The 21805-nt window shown below is 32.3% G+C and carries 18 protein-coding genes; 6 read left to right on the forward strand and 12 right to left on the reverse strand.

The window, feature by feature from the left end; translation table 11 throughout:
- Window positions 1–30 precede the first annotated feature (30 nt).
- The 7 genes from CGC48_RS05795 to CGC48_RS05825 all read right to left on the reverse strand — a co-directional run bounded on the left by CGC48_RS05795 (window position 31) and on the right by CGC48_RS05825 (window position 9230).
- Complete coding sequence (locus CGC48_RS05795; RefSeq protein WP_098029769.1) at window positions 31–1221, reverse strand: glycoside hydrolase family 57 protein; 1191 nt, start codon at window positions 1219–1221, stop codon at window positions 31–33.
- Window positions 1222–1313: 92 nt separating this feature from the next.
- On the reverse strand, window positions 1314–2603 hold the full coding sequence (locus CGC48_RS05800; RefSeq protein WP_098028828.1) for a glycosyltransferase family 4 protein: 1290 nt from the start codon (window positions 2601–2603) through the stop codon (window positions 1314–1316).
- 154 nt (window positions 2604–2757) lie between these two features.
- Entirely contained in the window at window positions 2758–3228 is a 471-nt protein-coding gene (locus tag CGC48_RS05805) for a YdeI/OmpD-associated family protein (RefSeq protein ID WP_098028829.1), read from the reverse strand.
- A gap of 137 nt (window positions 3229–3365) precedes the next feature.
- Window positions 3366–4136: a tetratricopeptide repeat protein gene (locus CGC48_RS05810; RefSeq protein WP_095895982.1), complete on the reverse strand. Its 771-nt coding sequence runs from the start codon at window positions 4134–4136 to the stop codon at window positions 3366–3368.
- 117 nt (window positions 4137–4253) lie between these two features.
- Window positions 4254–6203, reverse strand: a complete 1950-nt coding sequence (locus tag CGC48_RS05815; RefSeq protein WP_098028830.1) for a glycogen debranching enzyme N-terminal domain-containing protein — start codon at window positions 6201–6203, stop codon at window positions 4254–4256.
- Between the two features lie 16 nt (window positions 6204–6219).
- Window positions 6220–7206 carry a RhuM family protein gene (gene rhuM / locus CGC48_RS05820; RefSeq protein ID WP_098028831.1) on the reverse strand — a complete coding sequence of 329 codons (987 nt, stop codon included), beginning with the start codon at window positions 7204–7206 and terminating at the stop codon, window positions 6220–6222.
- A gap of 44 nt (window positions 7207–7250) precedes the next feature.
- Entirely contained in the window at window positions 7251–9230 is a 1980-nt protein-coding gene (locus CGC48_RS05825) for an alpha amylase C-terminal domain-containing protein (protein WP_098028832.1), read from the reverse strand.
- 981 nt (window positions 9231–10211) lie between these two features.
- Here CGC48_RS05825 and CGC48_RS05830 point away from each other — a divergent pair.
- The 5 genes from CGC48_RS05830 to CGC48_RS05855 all read left to right on the forward strand — a co-directional run bounded on the left by CGC48_RS05830 (window position 10212) and on the right by CGC48_RS05855 (window position 16237).
- A complete protein-coding gene (locus CGC48_RS05830; RefSeq protein ID WP_098028833.1) occupies window positions 10212–12425 on the forward strand; it encodes a ribonuclease R family protein in 2214 nt (737 codons plus the stop codon).
- 18 nt (window positions 12426–12443) lie between these two features.
- Window positions 12444–13025: a DUF3592 domain-containing protein gene (locus CGC48_RS05835; protein ID WP_098028834.1), complete on the forward strand. Its 582-nt coding sequence runs from the start codon at window positions 12444–12446 to the stop codon at window positions 13023–13025.
- A 364-nt stretch (window positions 13026–13389) separates the two neighbouring features.
- Window positions 13390–13902: a PH domain-containing protein gene (locus CGC48_RS05845; protein WP_098028836.1), complete on the forward strand. Its 513-nt coding sequence runs from the start codon at window positions 13390–13392 to the stop codon at window positions 13900–13902.
- Window positions 13883–15397, forward strand: a complete 1515-nt coding sequence (locus CGC48_RS05850; RefSeq protein WP_098028837.1) for a PH domain-containing protein — start codon at window positions 13883–13885, stop codon at window positions 15395–15397. The genes CGC48_RS05845 and CGC48_RS05850 overlap by 20 nt, the downstream gene beginning before the upstream one ends.
- 150 nt (window positions 15398–15547) lie before the next feature.
- A complete protein-coding gene (locus CGC48_RS05855; RefSeq protein ID WP_018278190.1) occupies window positions 15548–16237 on the forward strand; it encodes a LysE family translocator in 690 nt (229 codons plus the stop codon).
- Window positions 16238–16303: 66 nt separating this feature from the next.
- On the opposite strand, the gene CGC48_RS05860 is transcribed toward CGC48_RS05855, so the two are convergent.
- From CGC48_RS05860 to CGC48_RS05870, 3 genes are all read right to left on the reverse strand, one after another.
- Complete coding sequence (locus CGC48_RS05860; RefSeq protein ID WP_098028838.1) at window positions 16304–16813, reverse strand: OmpH family outer membrane protein; 510 nt, start codon at window positions 16811–16813, stop codon at window positions 16304–16306.
- Between the two features lie 227 nt (window positions 16814–17040).
- Complete coding sequence (locus CGC48_RS05865) at window positions 17041–17871, reverse strand: class I SAM-dependent methyltransferase (RefSeq protein ID WP_098028839.1); 831 nt, start codon at window positions 17869–17871, stop codon at window positions 17041–17043.
- Window positions 17872–18217: 346 nt separating this feature from the next.
- Window positions 18218–18538, reverse strand: a complete 321-nt coding sequence (locus CGC48_RS05870; protein ID WP_232780452.1) for a hypothetical protein — start codon at window positions 18536–18538, stop codon at window positions 18218–18220.
- 144 nt (window positions 18539–18682) lie between these two features.
- Between CGC48_RS05870 and CGC48_RS05875 the strand changes: the two genes are divergently transcribed.
- Window positions 18683–19201, forward strand: coding sequence for a mechanosensitive ion channel domain-containing protein (locus tag CGC48_RS05875; RefSeq protein WP_098028841.1), 519 nt, complete (start codon window positions 18683–18685; stop codon window positions 19199–19201).
- A 92-nt stretch (window positions 19202–19293) separates the two neighbouring features.
- Here the strand turns inward: CGC48_RS05875 and eptA are convergent, their stop codons facing one another.
- Together eptA and CGC48_RS05885 are read right to left on the reverse strand one after the other, a co-directional pair.
- A complete protein-coding gene (gene eptA / locus CGC48_RS05880) occupies window positions 19294–20814 on the reverse strand; it encodes a phosphoethanolamine--lipid A transferase EptA (RefSeq protein WP_098029770.1) in 1521 nt (506 codons plus the stop codon).
- Window positions 20801–21637 carry a phosphatase PAP2 family protein gene (locus tag CGC48_RS05885; protein WP_098028842.1) on the reverse strand — a complete coding sequence of 279 codons (837 nt, stop codon included), beginning with the start codon at window positions 21635–21637 and terminating at the stop codon, window positions 20801–20803. Before CGC48_RS05885 ends, eptA begins: the two co-directional genes overlap by 14 nt.
- Window positions 21638–21805 lie beyond the last annotated feature (168 nt).

Below are 21805 nucleotides of genomic sequence, written 5' to 3' on the forward strand. Positions count from 1 at the left end.
TAGCGTTCACAACCACAGCAGTTCATTATATTACTTTTCTTCCAAACGTACCTCAAAATCACTCAAAATGTTCATATAGTTGATAAACGCCTCATACGGAGAATCATACGGAGTGAAATACTTATGATAATCCGAAGTAGAGAAGAGTTTAGTCCGCATATGATAAAAATGTTCACTCGCTTGTAATCGTCCGTAATCGTCGGACAATTCTGCATTCTTTTTCTTCTTTACAATAGCCTGAATTCTAAATAATTGGTTGAACGCCTCTTTCTGTAATTCGTTTCCAAGCCACGAAGTAATATCACGTTCTTCGTCTGTCCACGAAATTGGAAAAGGAACGGGCAAAACATCTTTCGCAGTGTGTTTTTTAACAACTTCTTTCGGAAGAAGAAACTGATACTCATCGTCTTCCATCATATTTTTTACAAAATACTCCAAAAAGTCGAAAATGCCACTTTCTTTGCGATTGTAATGACCGATAACATCGTAATTCATAAACAGATTAAGCACTTCAGTTTCTGCCAAACTATGTTTTACCCACGAAGCATATTTCTCGGAAGTAAGCGGATATTCGCCCCATTGTCTGTCAGAAAATCGAATGGCAATATCGTCACTTAATTTGCTGTTTTTCAGTAATAAATTTAGATTTTCATCTATCGGATTTTTATACACAAAGTTCGGACTTTTCCAACCCAAAACGTGTTTTGCTCCGTCGGTAAGCATTGTTTTGAAACCAAGTTTGGCTACCCGTTCTCCGATTCTGTCAGAATAAATCAAAGACGTATTTCGGAACGTTACGGGCTTCTTTCCGAAAAGACTTTTTACCACATTTACGTGGCGTTTTACTTGTTGTTCAAACTCGTCAGAATCCTCTGAAAGGGAAGCCAATGAATGCGAATAGGTTTCCGCCAGAAATTCCACATTGCCAGTTTCAGCAAGTTCTTGAAACGAGCGGATTACCTCAGGAGTGTGCATATTTAATTGGTCGATTGCCGAACCCGAAATCGAAAAGGCAACCTTGAACTTTCCGTTGTATTTTTTGATTAAATCCAACAGCAATGCATTGGTTGGAAGGTAGCAATTTTCGGCAAGTTCCTCCAATTCAGAACGATTGGCGTAATTGTCAAAATAATTATGTTTCTTTCCTATATCAAAAAAATGATATTTTCTAAGTCGTTCGGGGTGATGTATTTGGAAATAAATACAGACTGATTTCTTCATATCGTTATGTGTTTTTATGTTGATATTTTTTGATTCTTTTTTATTTTCTGCCATTTTATCGTTTCTCTAATGTATTGATTGGTTGTTTTTTATCATTTCACGAGCTTTTCGTAAATGGTTTTGAGTTTCAAAGAGGCGTTTTCCCATTTGAGCTGATTTACCTCATCATAGCCTTCACGTGACATATATTCGGCAAGAGTAGGATAGGAGAGGATTCCGTGAATGGCATCTGCCAAGGCATCAATATCCCAATAATCGACCTTGATGGCGTGGTCTAAAACCTCAGCCACACCCGATTGCTTCGAAATGATAGTAGGCACACCCGAACGCATCGCTTCCAAAGGTGAAATCCCGAAAGGCTCTGAAACCGAAGGCATTACATAAACATCACTATAACGGAACATTCGCTGTACTTCACCACCTTTTAAGAAACCCGTAAAATGAAATTTCGTTCCGATACCCAGTTGTGCCACACGTCGCACCAACGGATTCATCTTCTCGCCACTTCCTGCCATTACAAAACGAACGTTGGGAGTTCGTTTGAGTACCTTAGCTGCGGCTTCAACGAAGTATTCCGGACCTTTTTGCAGGGTAATTCTTCCTAAGAAAGTTACGATTTTCTCCTTAACGCCTCGTTCTTCCTTTTCGGTAGTTTCAGCAGAAAAATCAACCGCATTATGCACCGTGATAACCTTTTCCGGATTGATGCCGTACTTCTCCACCACGATGTTACGCGTCCAATTACTCACAGTAACCACAATGTCAGCAGCTTCCATTCCGCGTTTTTCGATATCATACACCAATGTATTACGATTGTGTTCCCCGCCTCGGTCGTACTCGGTAGCGTGTACGTGAACCACCAATGGTTTTCCTGATAGTTTCTTGGCAACAATTCCGGCACTGTACGTGAGCCAATCGTGGGCGTGGATAACATCAAATTGATGATTTTTCGCCACCGTTCCGGCAACCAACGCATATCGATACACTTCCTCCATCAGATTGGCACCATACTTACCCGAAAATTGGAATTTATTTCTGAAAGAAATGGTTTCTTTGTTTTCGCCCGTTTTCAGATAGGCTTCGCGTTCACGAGCAAAAGTTTCGGGGTCTAAATACGGAACTAAATTCGAACCGATTTCCATAAAGTTGATATTCTTCCAAAACTCCTCAATATTTTCCATATTTTGGAGCATTTCCACATCACTTGCGTTTATAATCTGTGCGACGGAACTATCCTCATCACCCCCTGCTTTTGGCATCACGAACAAAACATTTACGTTGTGCTTTGCTAATCCTTTGGCGATTCCATAACAGGCTGTGCCAAGCCCTCCACTGATGTGGGGCGGAAACTCCCAACCGAACATTAGTACTTTTACACTCATATCATTCTTACTTATTTGGCGTTTCTATTTAAAATTTTATTGATTCTTTTATTCTATTTCTTTGCTATTATCCTCCATTTCGTTTCTTTCAAAACTCTCGTTCGTATTCATCTTCTATCCGTATAAATAGCTCATAATAAACACAATTTTATTGTTATTTCGTTATTTTTTCACTACTTATTCTGTTAATTATCTCTACAATTCGGTTTGCTTTCTCATCTTCATTTTTAGACTGATAAATCCAATCAATTAGTTTTTTTCTTTTTGTTTCAGAATAGCTCAAAAATGTTTCCAAAAGATGTTTTTCATCTTGCAAACACATTCTGAGTTCATTCGCAATTTCTGACGGAACGTTATCTTCATACAACACAATATGCACATTATCACCCGCTTGTTTCTTTATCTTCTTTCTGATTTGAGCATTCAGTGGCAAAAACAAATTTCCGTTTCCCATCGATTGCAAATTGTACTTTTCGATGGAATGCCCATCAATAGTACCGAAAACTCGTACCCAACCAAAAGGGGCGTTTTTGTTGGGTTTAATTTCAGGAATCCGAACGAACGTCCAACCGCCTTTGCCCTCAAATTTTTCAATACGATAGATTTTATCAGTTAATAACTTCATTATTTTTTATTGTAAGTAGGAGCAAAATATATTTTGCCCTTACAATGTGGCGGATATTTCTATGTATTAGTAATCAATAGGTCATCTATATAACTTCAACTTTTCTTAAACTTTAACAAAGTTACAGAACTTCATAATTACCATCGTACTTGATAAGGATATTTTTCATAAACTACGTTGTCTTCATTTATGGTATACCCTTGTTTGGCGTAATCTTTGGCTTTTTCATAAGGTTCAACAGCTTTTTCGGATTGTCCCAAACGTAAAAAACAAACCGCTTTATAATACCAAACATCTGAAAATTGAGGGTATTGTTCAAGAGCTTTGTCAAAAAAGATGATTGCCTCATCAAATTTTTCCAATTCAAACTTACAAATCCCAAAATAAAATAAATCCAAGTAATGAGCCGTTTTGAATTTTTGTTCCTGCTCTGAAATATCCTGTTCAAATAATCTTTCTGCTTTTTCGAATTCGTTAAGTTGCAAGTAGGATAAAGCTATGTAAAACCGATATGTATGATCCATTTCATACTGATTACCAAGTAAAAGAATTGATTTCTCAAAATCATCAATTGCTTCCTTATACGACTTCGAAAAAATACATTTGATAAAACCCCGATAAGGCAACCAACGCTTCGGATTATAAATAACTGCCTTGTCCAAATAAGACATTCCGACTTCGTACTTTTGTGCTTTAAAATAGGGCATTGCCTTCTGTTGCCACAAATAAGCAATAGTACTATCTCTTTGAAGTCCTAAATCCAAACAATCTTGCCATTGCTTCATCTGATAATTATAATTGTATTTCATCGCACAATCGTTCAGATAGGTTTTAATAATCTCTTCTTGATGTTGTTGCGAAAAACAATGGTATGACAACAATACAAAGAACATCAGATATTTATTCATAAATTTATTTTTAACATCAATAAACAGACATTATTTATTGTGAATGTTAATACGTATCGCATACGCACCTGTAACTAAACGGATACTTATACGCTTACACCCTGCTGACTTTGTTTCCTACAAATCATAACTCATTGTCAGTTGTTTGGCTCGAAGGATTTCGGCTACATTTCGGGCTTTAGAAATGCAACCTCGCGAACGGAATGGCGGATTTCCGTCATAAATTGCCGAAATGGTACTTACGCCGTGTCCGCTTAATTCTTCCTCAAAATCAGCTAAAATTGCTTCTGCATCAGGGATATAGGTTTTTCCGTAAATTTTTAAATGAGCTTCTATATAAAATCCTATAAACCAAGGATGTACCGACCCGTTAAACGTAGCTCGGTCGCGGTCGTACACGTTGCCAATACTTACGCTTTCGTAACTTTTATTTTTAGGTGACAACGAACGCAATCCTCTTGGAGTGAGCAATTCTTGTCTGACAATGTCCAAAACGCGTTTCTTACTTCGCTCATCAAGAGGAGAATATGCCAACGCACAAGGTATCAACTGATTGGGGCGAACATCACGATTTTGATGAGCATAATTCACATAATCTGCCAAGTATTTTTTGTCAGCAATCCAAAAGGTTTGATTGAAATTTTCAGCAATCATCATAGGTAAATCGCTCCATTCTTTCAGAAAATCTTTATCCTTTGAGGATTCTGCCAAAGCAAGTGCATAACACACAGCATTGTACCACAACGCATTGACTTCGACCACATAACCGTTTCGCGGAACAATGGCTCCGCCATCAAATTGAGCATCGACCCACGTTAGCGGACGACTAATATCTTCCGACCAAATCAGTCCGTTGTTATCCATTCGTATGGATTTATGCTGTCCATTTTTGTAAGTTTCCAAAATGGTTCGCATCAACTCGCCAAAGTCTTTCCAAAGTTGTTTTGGCGTTTTTTTGGTGTATTTTTCATACTGCTGAATTGTCCAAAAAAACCAAAGTGAAGTGTCGGCATCATATTGACGTTCAGCTACGTGCGTACTTACTGTTTTTTCAAAAAGTCCATTGGAAAAATATTTTTTAACTGATGTAAGTACCTCATCGAACGTCTTTTGAGTGTTTTCTGCCAAAGCAATTCCCGGTAAAGCGATGAACGTATCGCGTGTGTTGCTATTGTACCAATGATAACCTTCTTTCACGCGAATTTCTCCTGCTTTCTGAATTAGAAATTGCGTAGCAGAATAGTTAAGGCATTCCTCAAACGAGTTTCGCTCGCGACGCTGATTGATAAGTCGGGTGAATTTCTGTTTGAGTTGTTTGCTGTTGTTTTCCTCCGTACTTGCCGAAAATACAACGCTTTCGCCTTTTTTGATATTCAATTCGAAATAACCAAGCGTGAGCAAATCTTCCGTATAATCGTATCCACGTTCTTTTTCTTTTTTATAAAATATATTACAATTCCAATTCGGTTGGTATTCAAAATCAGTATCTTGGCTTAACTGCAAATGCAAATACGGAAAATCAGGATAGAGTTTGGTTTTGATTCCGCCTTCAATTTTCTCAATATTTTTGTTTGCTAAATCATTGACTTTACTTAACGAATGAATATCACGAAATGCCAATAACGGATTCAACCTCAACTTAGTAGGGGAGTGGGCTTCGAGCAAGGTGTAACGCACCAAAACCTGAGGTTCGTTATGTACCATCAGAATTTCTTTTTTGAGCGTTACGCCCCCCACCTGATAAATGACCGTAAAGGCTTTTTCGTAGGAAACGTCCACGATATATTTATGTCCGCGAGGTTCGTACGTTTCGGGATATTGATGCACGGCAAAGTTAAAATCGCGTCCGTGTTGAATGATGGTTTCATCAAGTGAAGACAACAAGACGTGATTCTGTCCTCTGAAATTTTCGAGTGGAACTACCAAAAGTCCGTGATATTTTCGTGTATTGCAAAAAACAAGGGTAGAAGAGCTGTATCCGCCCCCGCGATTGGTGCCAAGAAACTCTCTGTCAAGAGAATATTCCAAATTGATTAATTCTTTCTTTTTGAATGTTAAATAACTCATTATCTTATTTTTTTATTCAGACGTTAATGAAATGTTCTGTTAAACGTATTATTAATTCTTTTTGTTCAGGTTTACTTTCAGCAACTAATAAAGCCAAAGCAACCAATGTATTGTCGTTAATTAAGTTTTCCACAGTTTTTTGCAAAAGATGTTGATTGATACGCAAATACCATAAAAACAAAAATGCTCCCGTACGTTTGTTTCCATCGGCAAACGGATGATTTTTTATGATGAAATAGAGTAAATGTGCCGCTCTACTTGCTACATTGGGGTAAAAATATTCCTCACCGAAACCTTGCTCAATGGTAGCCAATGCTGACTCAAGTCCGCTACTGCGTATTTGTCCGAAAAGTTCACTAGCCTCACCCTTTTCAACGAGTGATTTTTTGAGTTGGTCAATGGCTTTTAAGACATCTTCATACGGCAAAGCGTTCATTTCTTGGTTCTTTAAAGAACTTTTAGGTAGGCTCTGTTGGTCGTAAGCTTGTAATAAACTCCAACTTTTTGCATATTTTTGCACAACTTTCAGTACCGCAACACCTTCATCGCTTATTAAAGTTTGATTTTCCAAAGTGGAACTCAACAACGAAAGGACTTCATTAAATTCGATACCCCGCTCTTTTAAGCGTTGCTCATTAATGGTATAACCTTGAACCAAGTGTTGTTTTAGGGTTTGTGTCGCCCATTTGCGGAATTGAGTTGCTCTCTTAGAGCTAACTCTATATCCGACAGACAAAATTGCGTCAAGATTATAGTGTTTTAATGTTCTCTTAACCTGCCTTTTTCCTTCTTGACGAACTACCGAGAAATCCTCGGTAGTTGAAAATTCATCTAATTCCTCTTCTAAAAAAATATTTTTTAAATGCAAACCGATATTGTCCGTACTTGTATCAAACAAAAAAGACATTTGCGACTGCGTAAGCCACACTGTTTCCTTCTCCAAGGAAACCTGCAATGAAATTTTTTTGTCGTCAGTGGTAAATATTTTTATTTCATTTATCATTTAATCGTGATTATTTACTATTTTTTAACTATATAACAAATAAACTACTCATTCATTTTCAAAACAATAGCTAACCTTGACGGAACATACAAACTGATTAAATTCTTCTCGTGTTTATACTGCGTAAAATGCTCGACATTTTCATCGATACGATTTTGACCTCCAAAGTTCGGATTATCTGAATTTAAAACATAGGTGTATTTTCCTGCTTCTACCTCAAATTCATAATTATTAAACGACTCTGACGGATTGAAATTAAACACAAACAAAAATCCACCTCGCTCAAAAACTAAAATTTGACGTTCGTTATCACGAACCAAAATATTAGGCATTTCTTCGAGTAAATTATTCTTTTTCACAAAATGAATCATCGCCCTATCAAAATTATTCAAATATTTGAATTTCAGGTTTTCATCATCAAGCAAACTCCACAAACGACGCGCGTGATTGTAACTCCAACCATTTCCTTCACGCGGAAAATCAATCCATTCAGGGTGTCCCCATTCGTTCCCCATAAATGCCAAATAGCCATTTCCTGCTGTGGCAATGGTTACCAAACGAATCATTTTATGTAAAGCAATAGCTCTATCAATCACCAAATTTTGGTCGAAAACGCTCATTCCTGAATAAATTTCCTTATCCGCCAAACGGAAGAAAATCGTTTTGTCGCCCACTAAGGCTTGGTCGTGACTTTCGGCGTAACTGATAGTTTTTTCTTCTAAACGTTTGTTAGTCAGTTCATAATAGATATCGCCCACGTGCCAATCTTCATCTTTGTAATCTTCCAAAAGTTTAATCCAATAATCGGGAACGCCCATATGCATTTTATAATCGAAACCCATTCCACCCTCCTCAATAGGAAACGCCAAGCCCGGAATTCCGCTCATTTCTTCAGCAATGGTAATGGCTTTCGGATGTATTTCGTGAATAAGCTGATTTGCCAAAGTCAGATATGTTATCGCATCAATATCCTGATTTCCATCATAATACAAAGAATAATTAGTGAAGGCTTTTCCTAATCCGTGGTCGAGGTAAATCATACTTGTAACGCCATCAAATCGGAAGCCATCAAACTGAAATTCTTCCAACCAATATTTACAATTAGAAAGCAGAAAATTAAGCACTTGTGGTTTTCCGTAATCGAACAAACGCGAATCCCACTGCGGATGTTTTCCCCTTTCGCCCGAATGGAAATACAGATAATCTGTGCCATCAAAATAGCCCAATCCTTCGGCTTCGTTGCTTACCGAATGCGAATGTACAATATCCAAAATGACTTTAATTCCTAATCCGTGAGCTGTGTCTATCAATTCTTTAAGCTCTTCGGGCGTTCCAAAACGAGAACTCACAGCGAAGAAATTCGCCACCTGATAACCGAACGAACCATAATACGGATGTTCCTGAATTGCCATAAGTTGAATGGTATTGTAGCCCAAAGAAGCAATTCGAGGCAACACAAACAGACGAAATTCGGTAAAAGAAGTCACTTTTCTTTGTTCGGAGCTCATACCAATATGAGCTTCATAAATTAGAGGAGAATTCGTTTGAGAAGGTCGAGTATTTTTCCATTGATAGGGCTTTTCGGGCTGCCAAACTTGGGCGGTAAAAACTTTCGTATATTCGTCCTGAACTACTCTTTTTGCGTGTGAAGGAAGTCTTTCTGCTCCACCGCCTTGCCATTCTACATATAACTTGTATAAATTACCGTGTAAAAGTTCCAATTTTGGCAAACGAATTTCCCAATTTTCGTGGTCTATTTTTGTAAAAGCATATTTTTCAGTTGATTGCCAATCGTTTTTTTCAAAAAGTAGATATATTTTTGTGGCATTCGGAGCCCATTCTCTCAAAATCCATTCATTTTCCGTAAAATGCAATCCGTAAAACAAGTGAGAATTTATATTATCAGACAGGCGAACGCAATTTCCTTGCATTGTTTTCTGAGTTTGCAGGAAATGATTGTATCTTTTCTGAATTTCACCTTCAAAAGGTTTTAATAAAGGGTCATTTTTTAGAATGGAAAGCATACGCACAAGTACCGACACGAGTAAGCAATTCCAATTTTTCAGTAAAAATGTATCAATTCTAAACTAAGAAATATAAAAAATAGTTAATTTTATCAATTATAATTCATCATTCTTCAAAATCGAAAAAACCTACAAATATCATTAATTAGCTGGTTAATATTATTTTACAAAAATCTATTTCTAGAAAAAATTAAGTTAATTTTAACTTTGTTTTTCGTGGTTAAAGTTACTATTTTTTTTTGAGAAAATGGTCAACTATTACCAAATTATTTTTCTTTCATTTTATCCAAAAAAAGAAAATTAGCAAATACAGCTTGGTATAATTTCATAACTTGCAATCTTCCAATAAAATGAAACAAAATTTGTGTACGAAAACAGAATTTGGAAGAGATTTCAACACCCTTGTAAATAACTTTTATTAACTTATTGAAAACAAATTACATCGGAAAATGTTAAATTGTGGATAACTTTTTAAGTAAAAAACAACTATAAAACTTGCAATTTTTACAGATTTGTACATACAAACTACTTAACCAAAAAAACAAATTTATTTGTAGAAAAAATATGCATACTTTTCCTATAGTTATCAACAATTTTTGAGTCTGAAACTTATCAAAAAAAGGTTGTTTATTTCAAAAATGAGTTATTAACAATAATATATAAATAGCTGATTTTAAATATAATTAAATAAATAAAAGTTGTTAATAACTATTTATAAACTACTAATACTCGAAAAAGCAAATATTAGATATTTTATTTTTTCAGCATTTCAACAGGATAATAATAATAACCCATTTTTTATTTAAAAAAATATTTTTTTATTCTTTAAATTGAATTGTTGAAAACATCAAAAAAATAAAATTCAGAATATGTTAAAGATAATTTCAAAATTGTAGTTTCTATTTTTATTTTTATCTTTGGAATCAATTCTGTTTGAAATACAGAACGTAATTTTATAAAGAGCAAAATTATTAATTATTTATGTCTAAACAAAAAAAGAAAACAGCTAAAGCTAAAAAACACGACCTTACAAAAGGCATCTTTTCTGTATTGGAAACCAATCAGAATGAGAGTTTTAACTACAAACAAATTGCAGCAAAATTGAACATTACCGATGCCTCCGGACGTAATCTACTTATAAAAAGATTAGTACAACTCAAAGAAAAAAAGAAAATCCTCGAAGTTGAACGCGGAAAATACAAAGCTATTCCAAGTCAGAATTATTATACAGGAATAGTGGATATTACTTCTCGTGGAAATGCCTATGTTGTTGTAGATGAGTTAGAAACAGATGTGTTTGTCTCTTCCAATATGCTTAACAAAGCCCTTCACGGAGATTTGGTGGAAGTTTATATTTTTCCTCGATTCCGAAAAGGAAATAAATTAGAAGGCGAGGTTACAAAAATTATTGAGCGTAAAAAAATGCGCTTTGTGGGCGTTGTGCAAATGCAGAAAAATTTTGCTTTCGTCTTGCCAACCGACCACCGAATGTACACTGATATTTTCGTGTCGAAAAATGATATTAACGGAGCTGAAAACGGCGATAAAGTCATCGTTCGTATCGAAAAATGGGAAGGAAAATCCAATTCGCCTTTCGGAGTGATTGAGCAAATTCTTGGAAAACCCGGTGAACAATCCACCGAAATGCATTCCATTTTGGCAGAATATGGTTTGCCTTACGAGTTTCCGCACGAAGTGGAAGCCTTTGCAAAACAATTGGATACGTCCATCACCGCTGAGGAAATTGCCAAACGCCGTGATATGCGTAACGTACTGACTTTCACCATAGACCCGAAAGATGCCAAAGATTTTGATGATGCACTTTCGTTCCAAATTTTGGAAAACGGAAATTACGAAATTGGCGTACACATTGCCGACGTGTCGCATTATGTCCAAGAAGGAACTATTTTAGACGAAGAAGCCTACAATCGAGCCACTTCCGTGTATTTGGTGGATAGGGTAGTGCCAATGCTTCCTGAAGTGCTTTCTAATTTTGCGTGTTCGTTGCGTCCGAATGAAGAAAAGTACACATTTTCAGCGGTTTTTGAGATGAACAAAAAGGCAGAAATTCTAAATACGTGGTTTGGACGAACTGTAACGCTTTCCGACCATCGTTTTGCATACGAGGAAGCTCAAGAAATTATCGAAAATTTTGCGGGAGTAGGAGAGAAGCAAGAAAAAGTAGAAATATCTGATTTTCAAATGCCTTCTGAAATTTCAATTCGTAGAGAAGGAAGTTATTCTGTTCCAAAAGATGTAGTTCAAGCCATTTTACTTATGGACGATTTGGCTAAAAAACTGCGTATCAAACGAATGCGATTAGGAGCTATTTCTTTTGAAAAAATTGAAGTAAAATTCCATTTAGATGAAAACGATAATCCAACGCACGTATATTTCAAAGAAAGCAAAGATGCCAACAAACTCATTGAAGAATTTATGCTTTTGGCAAACCGAAAAGTAGCCGAATTCATCGCCAAGCAGAAGAAAACTTTTGTGTATCGTGTTCACGATGAACCTGATGACGAAAAATTGATGCAGCTCAATGGTGTGATTTCTCGTTTCGGTTATGGCATCAATATGAAGGACAGAAAGAGTATTACACATTCGTTAAATTCGCTTTTGGAAGAAGTAAAAGGCAAAAAAGAACAGAATTTGGTGGATACACTTGCCATTCGTTCTATGGCAAAAGCCTCATATTCAACGGAAAATATTGGTCATTACGGTTTGGCTTTTGATTTTTATACGCATTTTACTTCGCCTATTCGTCGTTATCCTGATGTGATGGTACATCGATTATTGCAGAAATATTTGGATAATCAACCTTCTGAAAAACAGGAAGTTTATGAAACCAAATGTAAACATTCTTCACAGATGGAAAATTTGGCTTCATCTGTCGAGCGTGATTCTATCAAATATATGCAAGTGAAATTTATGGAAAATCATAAAAATCAGCATTTTAGAGGAGTCATTTCAGGAGTTACCGAATGGGGTATTTATGTGGAAATTGTGGAAAATAAATGTGAAGGTTTGGTAAGAGCTCGAGATATTAAAGACGATTATTACATTTTCGATGAGAAACAATACGCTTTGGTTGGGGAAGTTACCAAAAATATGTATCAGCTTGGTGATGAAGTAGTTGTTCGCGTAAAAAATACGGATTTGCTTAAAAAACAATTGGATTTTGAGTTGGTGTAGCTTTATAAATTATTCTAAATGAAGGATTCTAAAAAGAAAAAGGTAGGTTATTTACTTTTGATTTTTTTATTTTTTATAGGTTCTGTTTTTTTCTCGTATCGTAGTATCTTGGCTATTTGTGACATACACAGAAGTGAAAATTGGGAGGAAACAACGGCTAAAATAATTGCTACCGATTTTAGGATTCGGCAAGGTGGCAAGGGTACAACTTATCGGGTTCTTGTTGATTATGAATATTTTCATTCAGGAAAAATTTTTAGAGGGAATAAAATATCTTTTGGTTACGATTCTGGTTCAAAAAAATATGAAAATGCTCTTTATCAGGTTTTTAAAAATGCTAAAATGATAAAGGTTTTTGTAAATCCGAATAATCCAACTGAATCGGTTATTGTTAAGGGTTTTTCAGATGCTGTACTTTTTCAGATATTTTTTGCTATTTCGTTTTGCGTATTTACTATAATTTATTTAATAGCCTTATTTTCAGAGCAAAAAATAACAAAAAAGGTTGGTTTTCTTGTTGTATCTTTTTGGTTATTAGGTTTTATAATTTTGCATTTTGTGCATATTCCTATTGAAAATAAGATAATTATAATTAATTAAAAAATGTTTTATCTTATGCCCAAAGAAATTTTTGGAATACCAACTGATGAACTATTTTACCGACTACAAGTTTTAGTTTTAACTTTTTGGTTTATAAAACTTTTATTTTTGAATTTTAAAAAGGTAGAAAGTTGTAAACTAAGTGATTATATTTTATATATTTCACCATTTTTGGTTTTAGGATTATCTTTTTTTATTGACAAAAAGTTTATTGTTTTAGGCATTATAATTCTATATTCGTTACTAATTGTAATTTATTTAGTTCGGAAAATTTACGAAGCCAAATGGTAAAAATTGCGAGATTTTACGATAATCTCGCAATTTTTACTGTTTTCGTTTTTATATTCACCAAATAATTTATATTATGAATGATTTAGTTACTATCAACCAAATTCCTGATTATGAGCAAATACCATTAACCAATCTACATTCCGACTATAAGAAAATAGCTCAAATGAATGCTCTTATTGCTTCAGGAATTGGATTAGTACTTCTGTTAGCAATTTTTGTTATTTTTTATGAGGTTGAAAAGTATTACGCTATTATTGGTATTCTTCTCATTTTTGTATTTGTAATTTCATATATTTCAATAAGTTATAAATATAAAAAATATGCTTTTCGTCAGCACGATGCTATTTATAAATCTGGTATTGTTTTTCAGGTAACACACATAATTCCTTATGTTCGTTTGCAACACATTACTATCAAGCAAGGTTGGTATGCTAAACGCTTGGGATTGGCTACTTTGTGTTTGTACACGGCTTCTTCCAATGGTGATATTTCTATCTCTGGATTGTCTTTACAGGAAGCTGAACGCTGGAAGAGTTTTTTGTTAAATCGTATTGAAACTACTGATAATGAGTATGATGAATTATGATTTTTCAATTCCGAATAAACTTTCAAAAAAGGCATTTTGGTTAGTTTTAGCGAAATCTTTTTGGAGTAATTTTAAAATCTTTTGGGGTGCTTTTGCTCTATTTCTTTTTAAAAAGGGAAATAATTCTGATGATAAATTTCAATTTTTCTTAATTTTTTTAGGTATATTTTTAGTAATCAGTGTTTTTATCTTCATTTTTCAATATATAAAATATAAATATTTTTCATATCAAATTATTGGAGATGAATTGATTATCCGTGAAGGTTGGTTAAACAAATCGGAAATGGTGGTTAAATTTGATAAAATTCACGAAGTACATCTAAATCAGAAGTTTATACATAAAATTGTAGGACTTTACAAAGTGGATATCGACACGGCAGGAAGTGATAAAGTGGAAATATCAATTAATGGTATAGATTATCATAAGGCTTTGGTTATCAAGGATATTTTGACAGAAAAGCAAATTATTTCCGAAATTAAAAAAGATAGAATTACTGATGAAAATTTGGAAGCAAATGATAATTTTACTTCACTGAAAATTAGTATTTTAACTTTATTTAAAATCGGAATTACACAAAATTATTTATACACATTATCGTTAATGTTTGCTTTTTCATATCAGATAATTGACTTTATTACTGATATATTTTACGAAAAACGTTCCGATTTTGTCAATCAGATATCTGAGTTTTCAAATACAGTTTCAACCATATTTTTTTGGATTTTTTTCTTGTCTATTTTGATACTTTTCGTCATCATTTTTAATTTAATTCGTACATTATTAACGTATTATAATTATGAAATACAAATTAAAAATAACCGATTATTAGCTTCCTACGGACTTATAAATTCGCACATTGTGGCAGTTCCGCCGAAAAAAGTGCAGATGATTCATTTTCAGCAGAATTATTTTCAAAAGTTGATGAATTTGTTTGAGGTACGAATTTCACAAATTGATTCTTCCAAAAACGAAGAGAAAAAGACACAAGGTTTATTGATTCCTGGTATCAATGCTTTGGAAATGAGAAAATTATTTCGATTTATATACGATAAGGATTTTCAAGAGGTAAAAGAATTTTATCGTCCGAGTTCTCGGAAAGTTATTATTCGGGCAATGTATTTGTTTTTTGCTCTTTTGACGATTATTTTAACTATGTATTTTATTGATTTATTGCATTTTACTTATATTCCAATATTTCTATTTTTTGTTGTTTTGTTGCTCATTTATATTTCATACAGAAATGAAAAACTTTTCCTGAAAGATGATTTTATTGTACTAAAAAGTAGTATTTGGGATTTGACAACCACCTATTTACAAGTAGATAAAATTCAGGAAGTAAAAATAGAGCAATCTTATTTTCAAAAACGTAGAAGTCTGGCTTCTATCAAGTTATCTACATTTTCCGAGAGTTTACGATTAAACTTTTACGATGAAAAATTACTTAAAAATTTGGTAAATGAATCTGTCTATAAAATTGAGTTTCCTTGTAAATAATTAGAATAGAATAGGGAAGAGGTCAAAAACTTCTTCCTTATTTTTTTGATTTTTTTCCTTTTTTCTTTATTTTTGTTAGCTCATTAACTGAAAATAGTTATATTTCTGGATTTCAGATGTATAATTTCAATTTTTTCAAAAGGAATAAAAATGTTTGCAGATATATTACTTGCTTTGCCTTTAGGAGTTTTGTTAGCTTTTACTATTGGTCCTGTTTTTTTTGTTTTGCTGGAAACGGCTATAACTAAGGGATTTAGAGCTGCGGTGGCTTTTGATGGAGGCGTGGTTTTGGCAGATGTTGTTTTTATTTTAATAGTTTATTTTACAACCAGTAGCATACTTCAGCGAGTGAAAGATGACCCACTTTTGTTCATTGTTGGTGGGCTGATTATGATTTCATACGGAATTATTTCTTTCATAAAACTTAAAAAAGATTTTAATAAAAAAATTGATATTCAAGAAGATGAAAATCAATGCCAAAAAACGAATTATTTGGCACTTTTTTTTAAAGGATTTTTATTGAATTTTATAAATATTGGAGTTTTAGGTTTTTGGTTAGGAATCATTATTGTTTTTGCTCCGAGGTTGGATATGGATACAAATAGAATTATTGTTTTCTTTTCTTCAATTGTGATTATTTATTTTTTGGTTGATGTAATAAAAATATTGATAGCTAAGCAATTAAAAAATAAACTTACTGCTTTTCATATTTACAAAATAAAACGAACGATAAGCATTATCCTTCTAATTTTTGGCATATTTTTGTTAGCACAAGGCATTTTTCCTGAAGGAAAAGAAAAATTAAATGAAATTTTTACTGAAAATCCTGAATTGAATTAGAATATAACCAATTTGGTTAAAAAGAAAATCCCAAAGATTTTATTCTTTGGGATTTTTTAAATTGTGTTATTTTTTGTAGTTTTCATTGAGGTGTTTAACTACTTCGTTTGTGATATCTTTTTTGTCATCTCCATACAGAACGCTTTCTCCGTCATTAGCTCCCAAAATGAAAGTATATCCTTTTTGTTTGCCATATTCTTTCACTGATTTTTTTACTTTATTGAGTAAAGAATCCATTTGAGTTTGGCTTTCCATTTGAATTTTTTGCTCCTCTTGTTGTAGATGTTGTTGCAAAATTTGGCTTTTTTGCATTAATTCATTGTATTTTTTTTGAGCTATGTTTTGTGATAAATTTCTGGCTTCTGCATCAAATGCTTTAGCTTCTGCCTGAAATGCTTGAGAAATACTATCACGTTTTTTTTCATATTTACTGATTTGTTCTTTAAGTTTACTTTCAATATCTTTTTTTTCCTGATATTCATTAAGTAGTTTGCTGTTATCAACAAATGCAATTTTATTTTGTTGGCACGATACCAACCCGAAAAGGACAAAACCTCCAATGATAATTTTTTTCATTTTTATAAATCTGTTAAGTACTAAGGGCAAAAGTAATAAAGTTTTATTTCAAAATCAAAAAGTGGAATATCTTTATTTATTTTGAATTATTAGATTTTCTTATTCTTTAGTTTGAAATTATAAAAATAGTTTATAAAAATCGAGTTTTAGAAATGGCTTAAATTTTTATTTTTAAAAATTTTCCGTATAAAGTTATATTTCTACTCGAGATAATTAAAAAAATAGGCTTAAAAATCATTTTTTACTTTTTGGAGGACGTAAATATGTGATGAAAACTCTTTTTTTCGCATTCCATAGAGGTTTGAACGCGTTCCGTTGATAAATCCTTTAATGAAATTCTTTTTTCCAGTTTTGTATTGTTCTGAAAGTATCGATACGTAAAAAGCGTCGAAAAGCATCGGTTTGATTTCTAAAAGTTGAAATTCTTTTGGGATAAAAATTTTTTGAATGCTTGTTTTTGAAAAATGCCATAAATGACGGGGAACATCATACGCTGCCCAAAATTGTTTGTAATGCTGGGCATCCCACGATTTGTAATTGGGTACGGCTACAATCAAGATTCCGTCTTCTTTTAAGAGTGAATTTATTTTTTGGATTTCGTTTTCTAAGTTGGGAATGTGTTCCAGTACGTGCCAAAGGGTAATTACGTCAAATGATTTTTCTTTTAAATCATCGTAATTTTTAAGCAAACGGATTTGTTTTTTTTCGGCTAATTGTCTTGCTTTTTCATTAGGTTCAATACCTGTGGCTTCCCAATGCATTTGTTTTTTGCAACTCAAAACAAAATCACCAGTTCCTGCACCGATATCCAATAATTGAATTTTTTGATTTTTGTACTTAGAAATGATGTGTATTTTACTTTTTAAATTGATGTTTTTTACTGCTTGATAAACCTTATCGAATAGTGTTTTTTTACTATCGGTATGTGAAATGTAGGCATCACTTTCGTAGTATTTACTTAAGTTTTTTGGTATCGGTTGTGTTTTAAAAAGTTCTAAGTTTGAATTGTAGATTAGTTCAAATTCTTCTTGTGAAATGCTATAATCTTTTATTTTCATTATGAAATACAAAATATATTAAGCAAATATACTATTTATTTGTAAAACAATTTATTTTCTGTTGTTTTTTATGTTATTATTTTGAAAATCAATTTATTAATTTAGTTTTTTATTATAAATATATGTTCCACGTGGAACATTATTAAATATTTATAGTGTCAGATATTTCCTTTAGATAAATGATTTATATTTGATTTTATTACATTAAAAATTCAATATATTTTTTAATTTTTATGAGTCATTGTTCCACGTGGAACTTTTTATCTATAAAGAAAAATTTTGTAATTTTAGTTTTGAAGTATTTTTTAGTGTTTCTGGTTTTTTATAGATGTTCCACGTGGAACGCTTATCTGAGAAAATTAAATAGTTTTCTTTCTTTTAAGTAATTCAGATTTGTTTCGTTTTTGTAGGCTTCTCTTTCAAAAATGATGTTTTTGTATGCAATTTCCCAGTTTTTGTATTTAAGAAGTTTTACTATAAAATCAATGATGTACCAAATATAAAATGGTAGGATTAGTAATTCTTTTTGTTGTTGTAAATGGATTCGCTCGTGATTCAGAAAATAAGGGTTTTCGAGAGTTTTTTTATTGGTTACAAAAATAAAAGGAAATAACGTTATGCCTGAATATCCTTTGGGAACTAAATAATGATTTATAATAATTATCATTTTATTGATTTTTTAAAATTGCAAATAAAATAATTTTTCTGATATTGATTAAAAAAAGAATTTAAAAAATAGATTATTTTCTGAATAAAGGTAAGCTTAAATTTACTACTTTTGCACTTCAGTTTTTAAATAATTCTTTATTGTATGGTTTTATACACTAATTTTTTCGCTACGTACGGAAATCAAATTATTGCAACATTAATCGCTGTTGTTGTATTTTTTATTGTTAGATTGGCTACTGATACTATCATTAAAAAATTCTCGAAGAAATCAAATTTCTCGGAAGCTCGTACAATTTTGGTAAAGCGTTATATTGATTATTTAATTTTTATATTATTTGCTGTAATGCTAATTTCTATTTGGGGAATTAAGCGTGAACAACTATTATTGTTCCTCTCTTCGGTGCTTACTGTAATTGGAGTTGCGTTTTTTGCACAATGGTCTATTTTGAGTAATATAACCGCAGGAATTATTGTATTTTTTTCATTTCCTTTTCGAATAGGAGATAAAATAAAATTTGTAGATAAGGAATTTCCTGTTGAGGGAGAAATAATAGGAATAAAAGCTTTTTATACGTTGGTAAGAAATAATGAAGGTGAAGAAATTTTATTACCTAATAACTTGCTATTACAAAAAGGAATTGTAATACTTAATAGTAATTAATTGTAGAGTAGGAGAGAAGTAATTCTTTAAAGTTGATATAAAAAATCCTTTGCTAAAAAAGCAAAGGATTTTTTATTTTAATTGTAGTGTGATTATTTAAAAATATTCATTTCTTCGTTGTAGATAGGGCTATCTATTGCTAAAAAATTTAGTACACTATGAAATACGTGATTTTGAGACAGGTTTTCGAATGATTTTAATTGTTTTGAATTTTCAGAAACCCAAACAATAAATGGAATTTCATATTGTTCTCTTGGTGCTAAACTCATCGGAAGTCCGTGCATATACAGATTTTTTTCACCTAAAGATTCCCCGTGGTCAGAAACATAAAGCATCGTGCTTTTGTAATCTTTTAGTTCTTTCAGATTTTCAATTACTTTATGCAATATGTAATCTGTATAAACGATTGTGTTATCGTAGGCATTCATAAGTTCTTCCTGAGAACATTTTGCAAGTTCTACACTATTACATACAGGTTTAAAAACTTCGAATTGAGGCGGATATTTTTTGTTGTATGTAGGTCCGTGACTTGTGCTGGTATGTAAAATAATCAATATTTTATTTTTATTGCTTGATGTGATTTGTTCTTTTAGTCCATTAACTAAAATTTCATCATAATCACAACCTTCGCCTTCGCAATTTTCTTTTAAGAAACTTCCCGTTTGATATTTTTCAATATGGATTGGTGGTTCTCCTGAATTGGTAGTTTTCCATATTACTTCAATATCGTTTCTGTATAAATAATTTGGTAGAATTTCATATAAATCGTTCGTATTTTGATGTTCTAAAATACATTTTACACCTGCTGTAGTGTACGTAGCACAGGAAGTTGCCAGAAAATGAAATACGTTTTTGGTTTTTGAAAGTAATGGATTTGTATTTTTTGAATAGCCATATAACGAGAAGTTTTGACTTCGTGCTGACTCACCAATTACCAAAACTACTACTGATTTTTCATTATCTCTTATAGTAGCATCAGGTAATAGAATTTCCTTTCGGTTTTCTTGATACTTGTGAATATAAAAAAGAGAAGTATTCACAGCATACGACCAAGGCATTGCTAATCCTCCTAATTGTTTTGAATTTTTATCAATCCATAACCAACTGCTTCCATTTGCAAAAGCCAATACAATCATAAATACTAAACTAAGTGACAAAGTAGTAAAAAATTTCTTTACACTTGGTTTAATTATTTTTGCTTTTGTGATATAAATGCTCGGAATAATTCCCAAAAAAATGACGTATAATATCATCTTAAATGAAAAGAAACTACTTGATTCTTCGTAATTGGTGTTGAGTACATTGCCAATCATACTTTCATCTACGATAATGCTGTACGTATTGATAAAGTAAACCGCAATTGCATTAAGAATAAAGAAAACAACTAACAGAAATTTACCTACTCTTCTGGATAAAAAGAATATTAAATAGAAAGTAAAAAAGTTTGCAACCAGCATCAAAATTACTAAACTTATGATGGTTATAATTCCACTGAAACTTTTGGAATCAATATTTTCAAATACAAAATTGAAAAATGGATAATGAAAAAATACAAAGTTTAGTAAACTCATTAACGCGGCAAAACGCGTGAGACTTAAGCTATTTTTTAAAATTTTGAACATACGATTTTGTTATTATAAATAAAGAAACAATCAAACTAAGTAAGGTCAGATAAAAAACAAACAAATTTTTATCAATTATTTTTGTAATTATAACTATCAAGCAACCTAAGAATATCAGAATGAATATCGGATAAAACTTTTTGTTAGCTATCCAAGTCCATATTTTATATTTTCTGGTTATGAAAATTCCTAAAAGCCCTGATATAAATCCAAATGTACTACCAATAATTACATCAAATGGATGATGAGCTCCAACACCTACACGAGTAAAGGCAATAAGCAATCCTAATAGAACCAAACAAATAAACCATAAATATCTGTACGTTGTTTTCTTCGGAGCAAAAGCAAACATACACACAGTAAGCAGTGTGAAAGTTGTTATTGAATGTCCTGAAGGTAAACTGGAATAACCAACCAAAGTTTCACCAATGATGTTGAAACTATCATTGTCAAAAATTGTTGCGGGTCGGGGAATGTCGAAAATTTTTTTAAATGTTTTTGAAAAAACGAGAGATACCAATGAAGCCGACAACAACGCTTCCCACATTTTTGGAGTATAAATAATTAAAATACTCAACAGCGACATTCCAATAAAAGCATCACCAATTTGTGTTAAGTTATCTTCCAAAATAGGAAATTGAGATAGTTTTGTATTCAAGAAATAAAAAACATTTTTCTGAATATTTACATATCCCATAACGTTTAACGCGTTTTGTGAGTAGAGTAATCCAATAATCGCACCTACGATAAATATGGGTAGAAGCAACAAATAGAATGAAACTTTTTTATAATTATCAGTAATGTAGTCGTTCATTGCGTTTTATTTACAAATTTCAAGCCACAAATATACAATTATTGTCCAGTTATCTGTAAATTACATAATTTGATTATTCAATTTTTTATTGATAATCATATTGTTATATTTTTATTTGTACTAAAAGATTTAAAAAATAACTGATTTTTAGTAAGATAGTTACAAAAA

The sequence above is a fragment of the Capnocytophaga cynodegmi genome (assembly GCF_002302475.1).
In the GTDB taxonomy this organism is placed as follows: Bacteria; Bacteroidota; Bacteroidia; order Flavobacteriales; family Flavobacteriaceae; genus Capnocytophaga; species Capnocytophaga cynodegmi.

Coding starts and splice junctions, on each gene's coding strand:
- CGC48_RS05795 (WP_098029769.1), bottom strand. CDS start 1,221: ATGAAGAAATCAGTCTGTATTTATTTCCAAATACATCACCCCGAACGA.
- CGC48_RS05800 (WP_098028828.1), bottom strand. CDS start 2,603: ATGAGTGTAAAAGTACTAATGTTCGGTTGGGAGTTTCCGCCCCACATC.
- CGC48_RS05805 (WP_098028829.1), bottom strand. CDS start 3,228: ATGAAGTTATTAACTGATAAAATCTATCGTATTGAAAAATTTGAGGGC.
- CGC48_RS05810 (WP_095895982.1), bottom strand. CDS start 4,136: ATGAATAAATATCTGATGTTCTTTGTATTGTTGTCATACCATTGTTTT.
- CGC48_RS05815 (WP_098028830.1), bottom strand. CDS start 6,203: ATGAGTTATTTAACATTCAAAAAGAAAGAATTAATCAATTTGGAATAT.
- rhuM (WP_098028831.1), bottom strand. CDS start 7,206: ATGATAAATGAAATAAAAATATTTACCACTGACGACAAAAAAATTTCA.
- CGC48_RS05825 (WP_098028832.1), bottom strand. CDS start 9,230: ATGCTTTCCATTCTAAAAAATGACCCTTTATTAAAACCTTTTGAAGGT.
- CGC48_RS05830 (WP_098028833.1), top strand. CDS start 10,212: ATGTCTAAACAAAAAAAGAAAACAGCTAAAGCTAAAAAACACGACCTT.
- CGC48_RS05835 (WP_098028834.1), top strand. CDS start 12,444: ATGAAGGATTCTAAAAAGAAAAAGGTAGGTTATTTACTTTTGATTTTT.
- CGC48_RS05845 (WP_098028836.1), top strand. CDS start 13,390: ATGAATGATTTAGTTACTATCAACCAAATTCCTGATTATGAGCAAATA.
- CGC48_RS05850 (WP_098028837.1), top strand. CDS start 13,883: ATGAGTATGATGAATTATGATTTTTCAATTCCGAATAAACTTTCAAAA.
- CGC48_RS05855 (WP_018278190.1), top strand. CDS start 15,548: ATGTTTGCAGATATATTACTTGCTTTGCCTTTAGGAGTTTTGTTAGCT.
- CGC48_RS05860 (WP_098028838.1), bottom strand. CDS start 16,813: ATGAAAAAAATTATCATTGGAGGTTTTGTCCTTTTCGGGTTGGTATCG.
- CGC48_RS05865 (WP_098028839.1), bottom strand. CDS start 17,871: ATGAAAATAAAAGATTATAGCATTTCACAAGAAGAATTTGAACTAATC.
- CGC48_RS05870 (WP_232780452.1), bottom strand. CDS start 18,538: ATGATAATTATTATAAATCATTATTTAGTTCCCAAAGGATATTCAGGC.
- CGC48_RS05875 (WP_098028841.1), top strand. CDS start 18,683: ATGGTTTTATACACTAATTTTTTCGCTACGTACGGAAATCAAATTATT.
- CGC48_RS05885 (WP_098028842.1), bottom strand. CDS start 21,637: ATGAACGACTACATTACTGATAATTATAAAAAAGTTTCATTCTATTTG.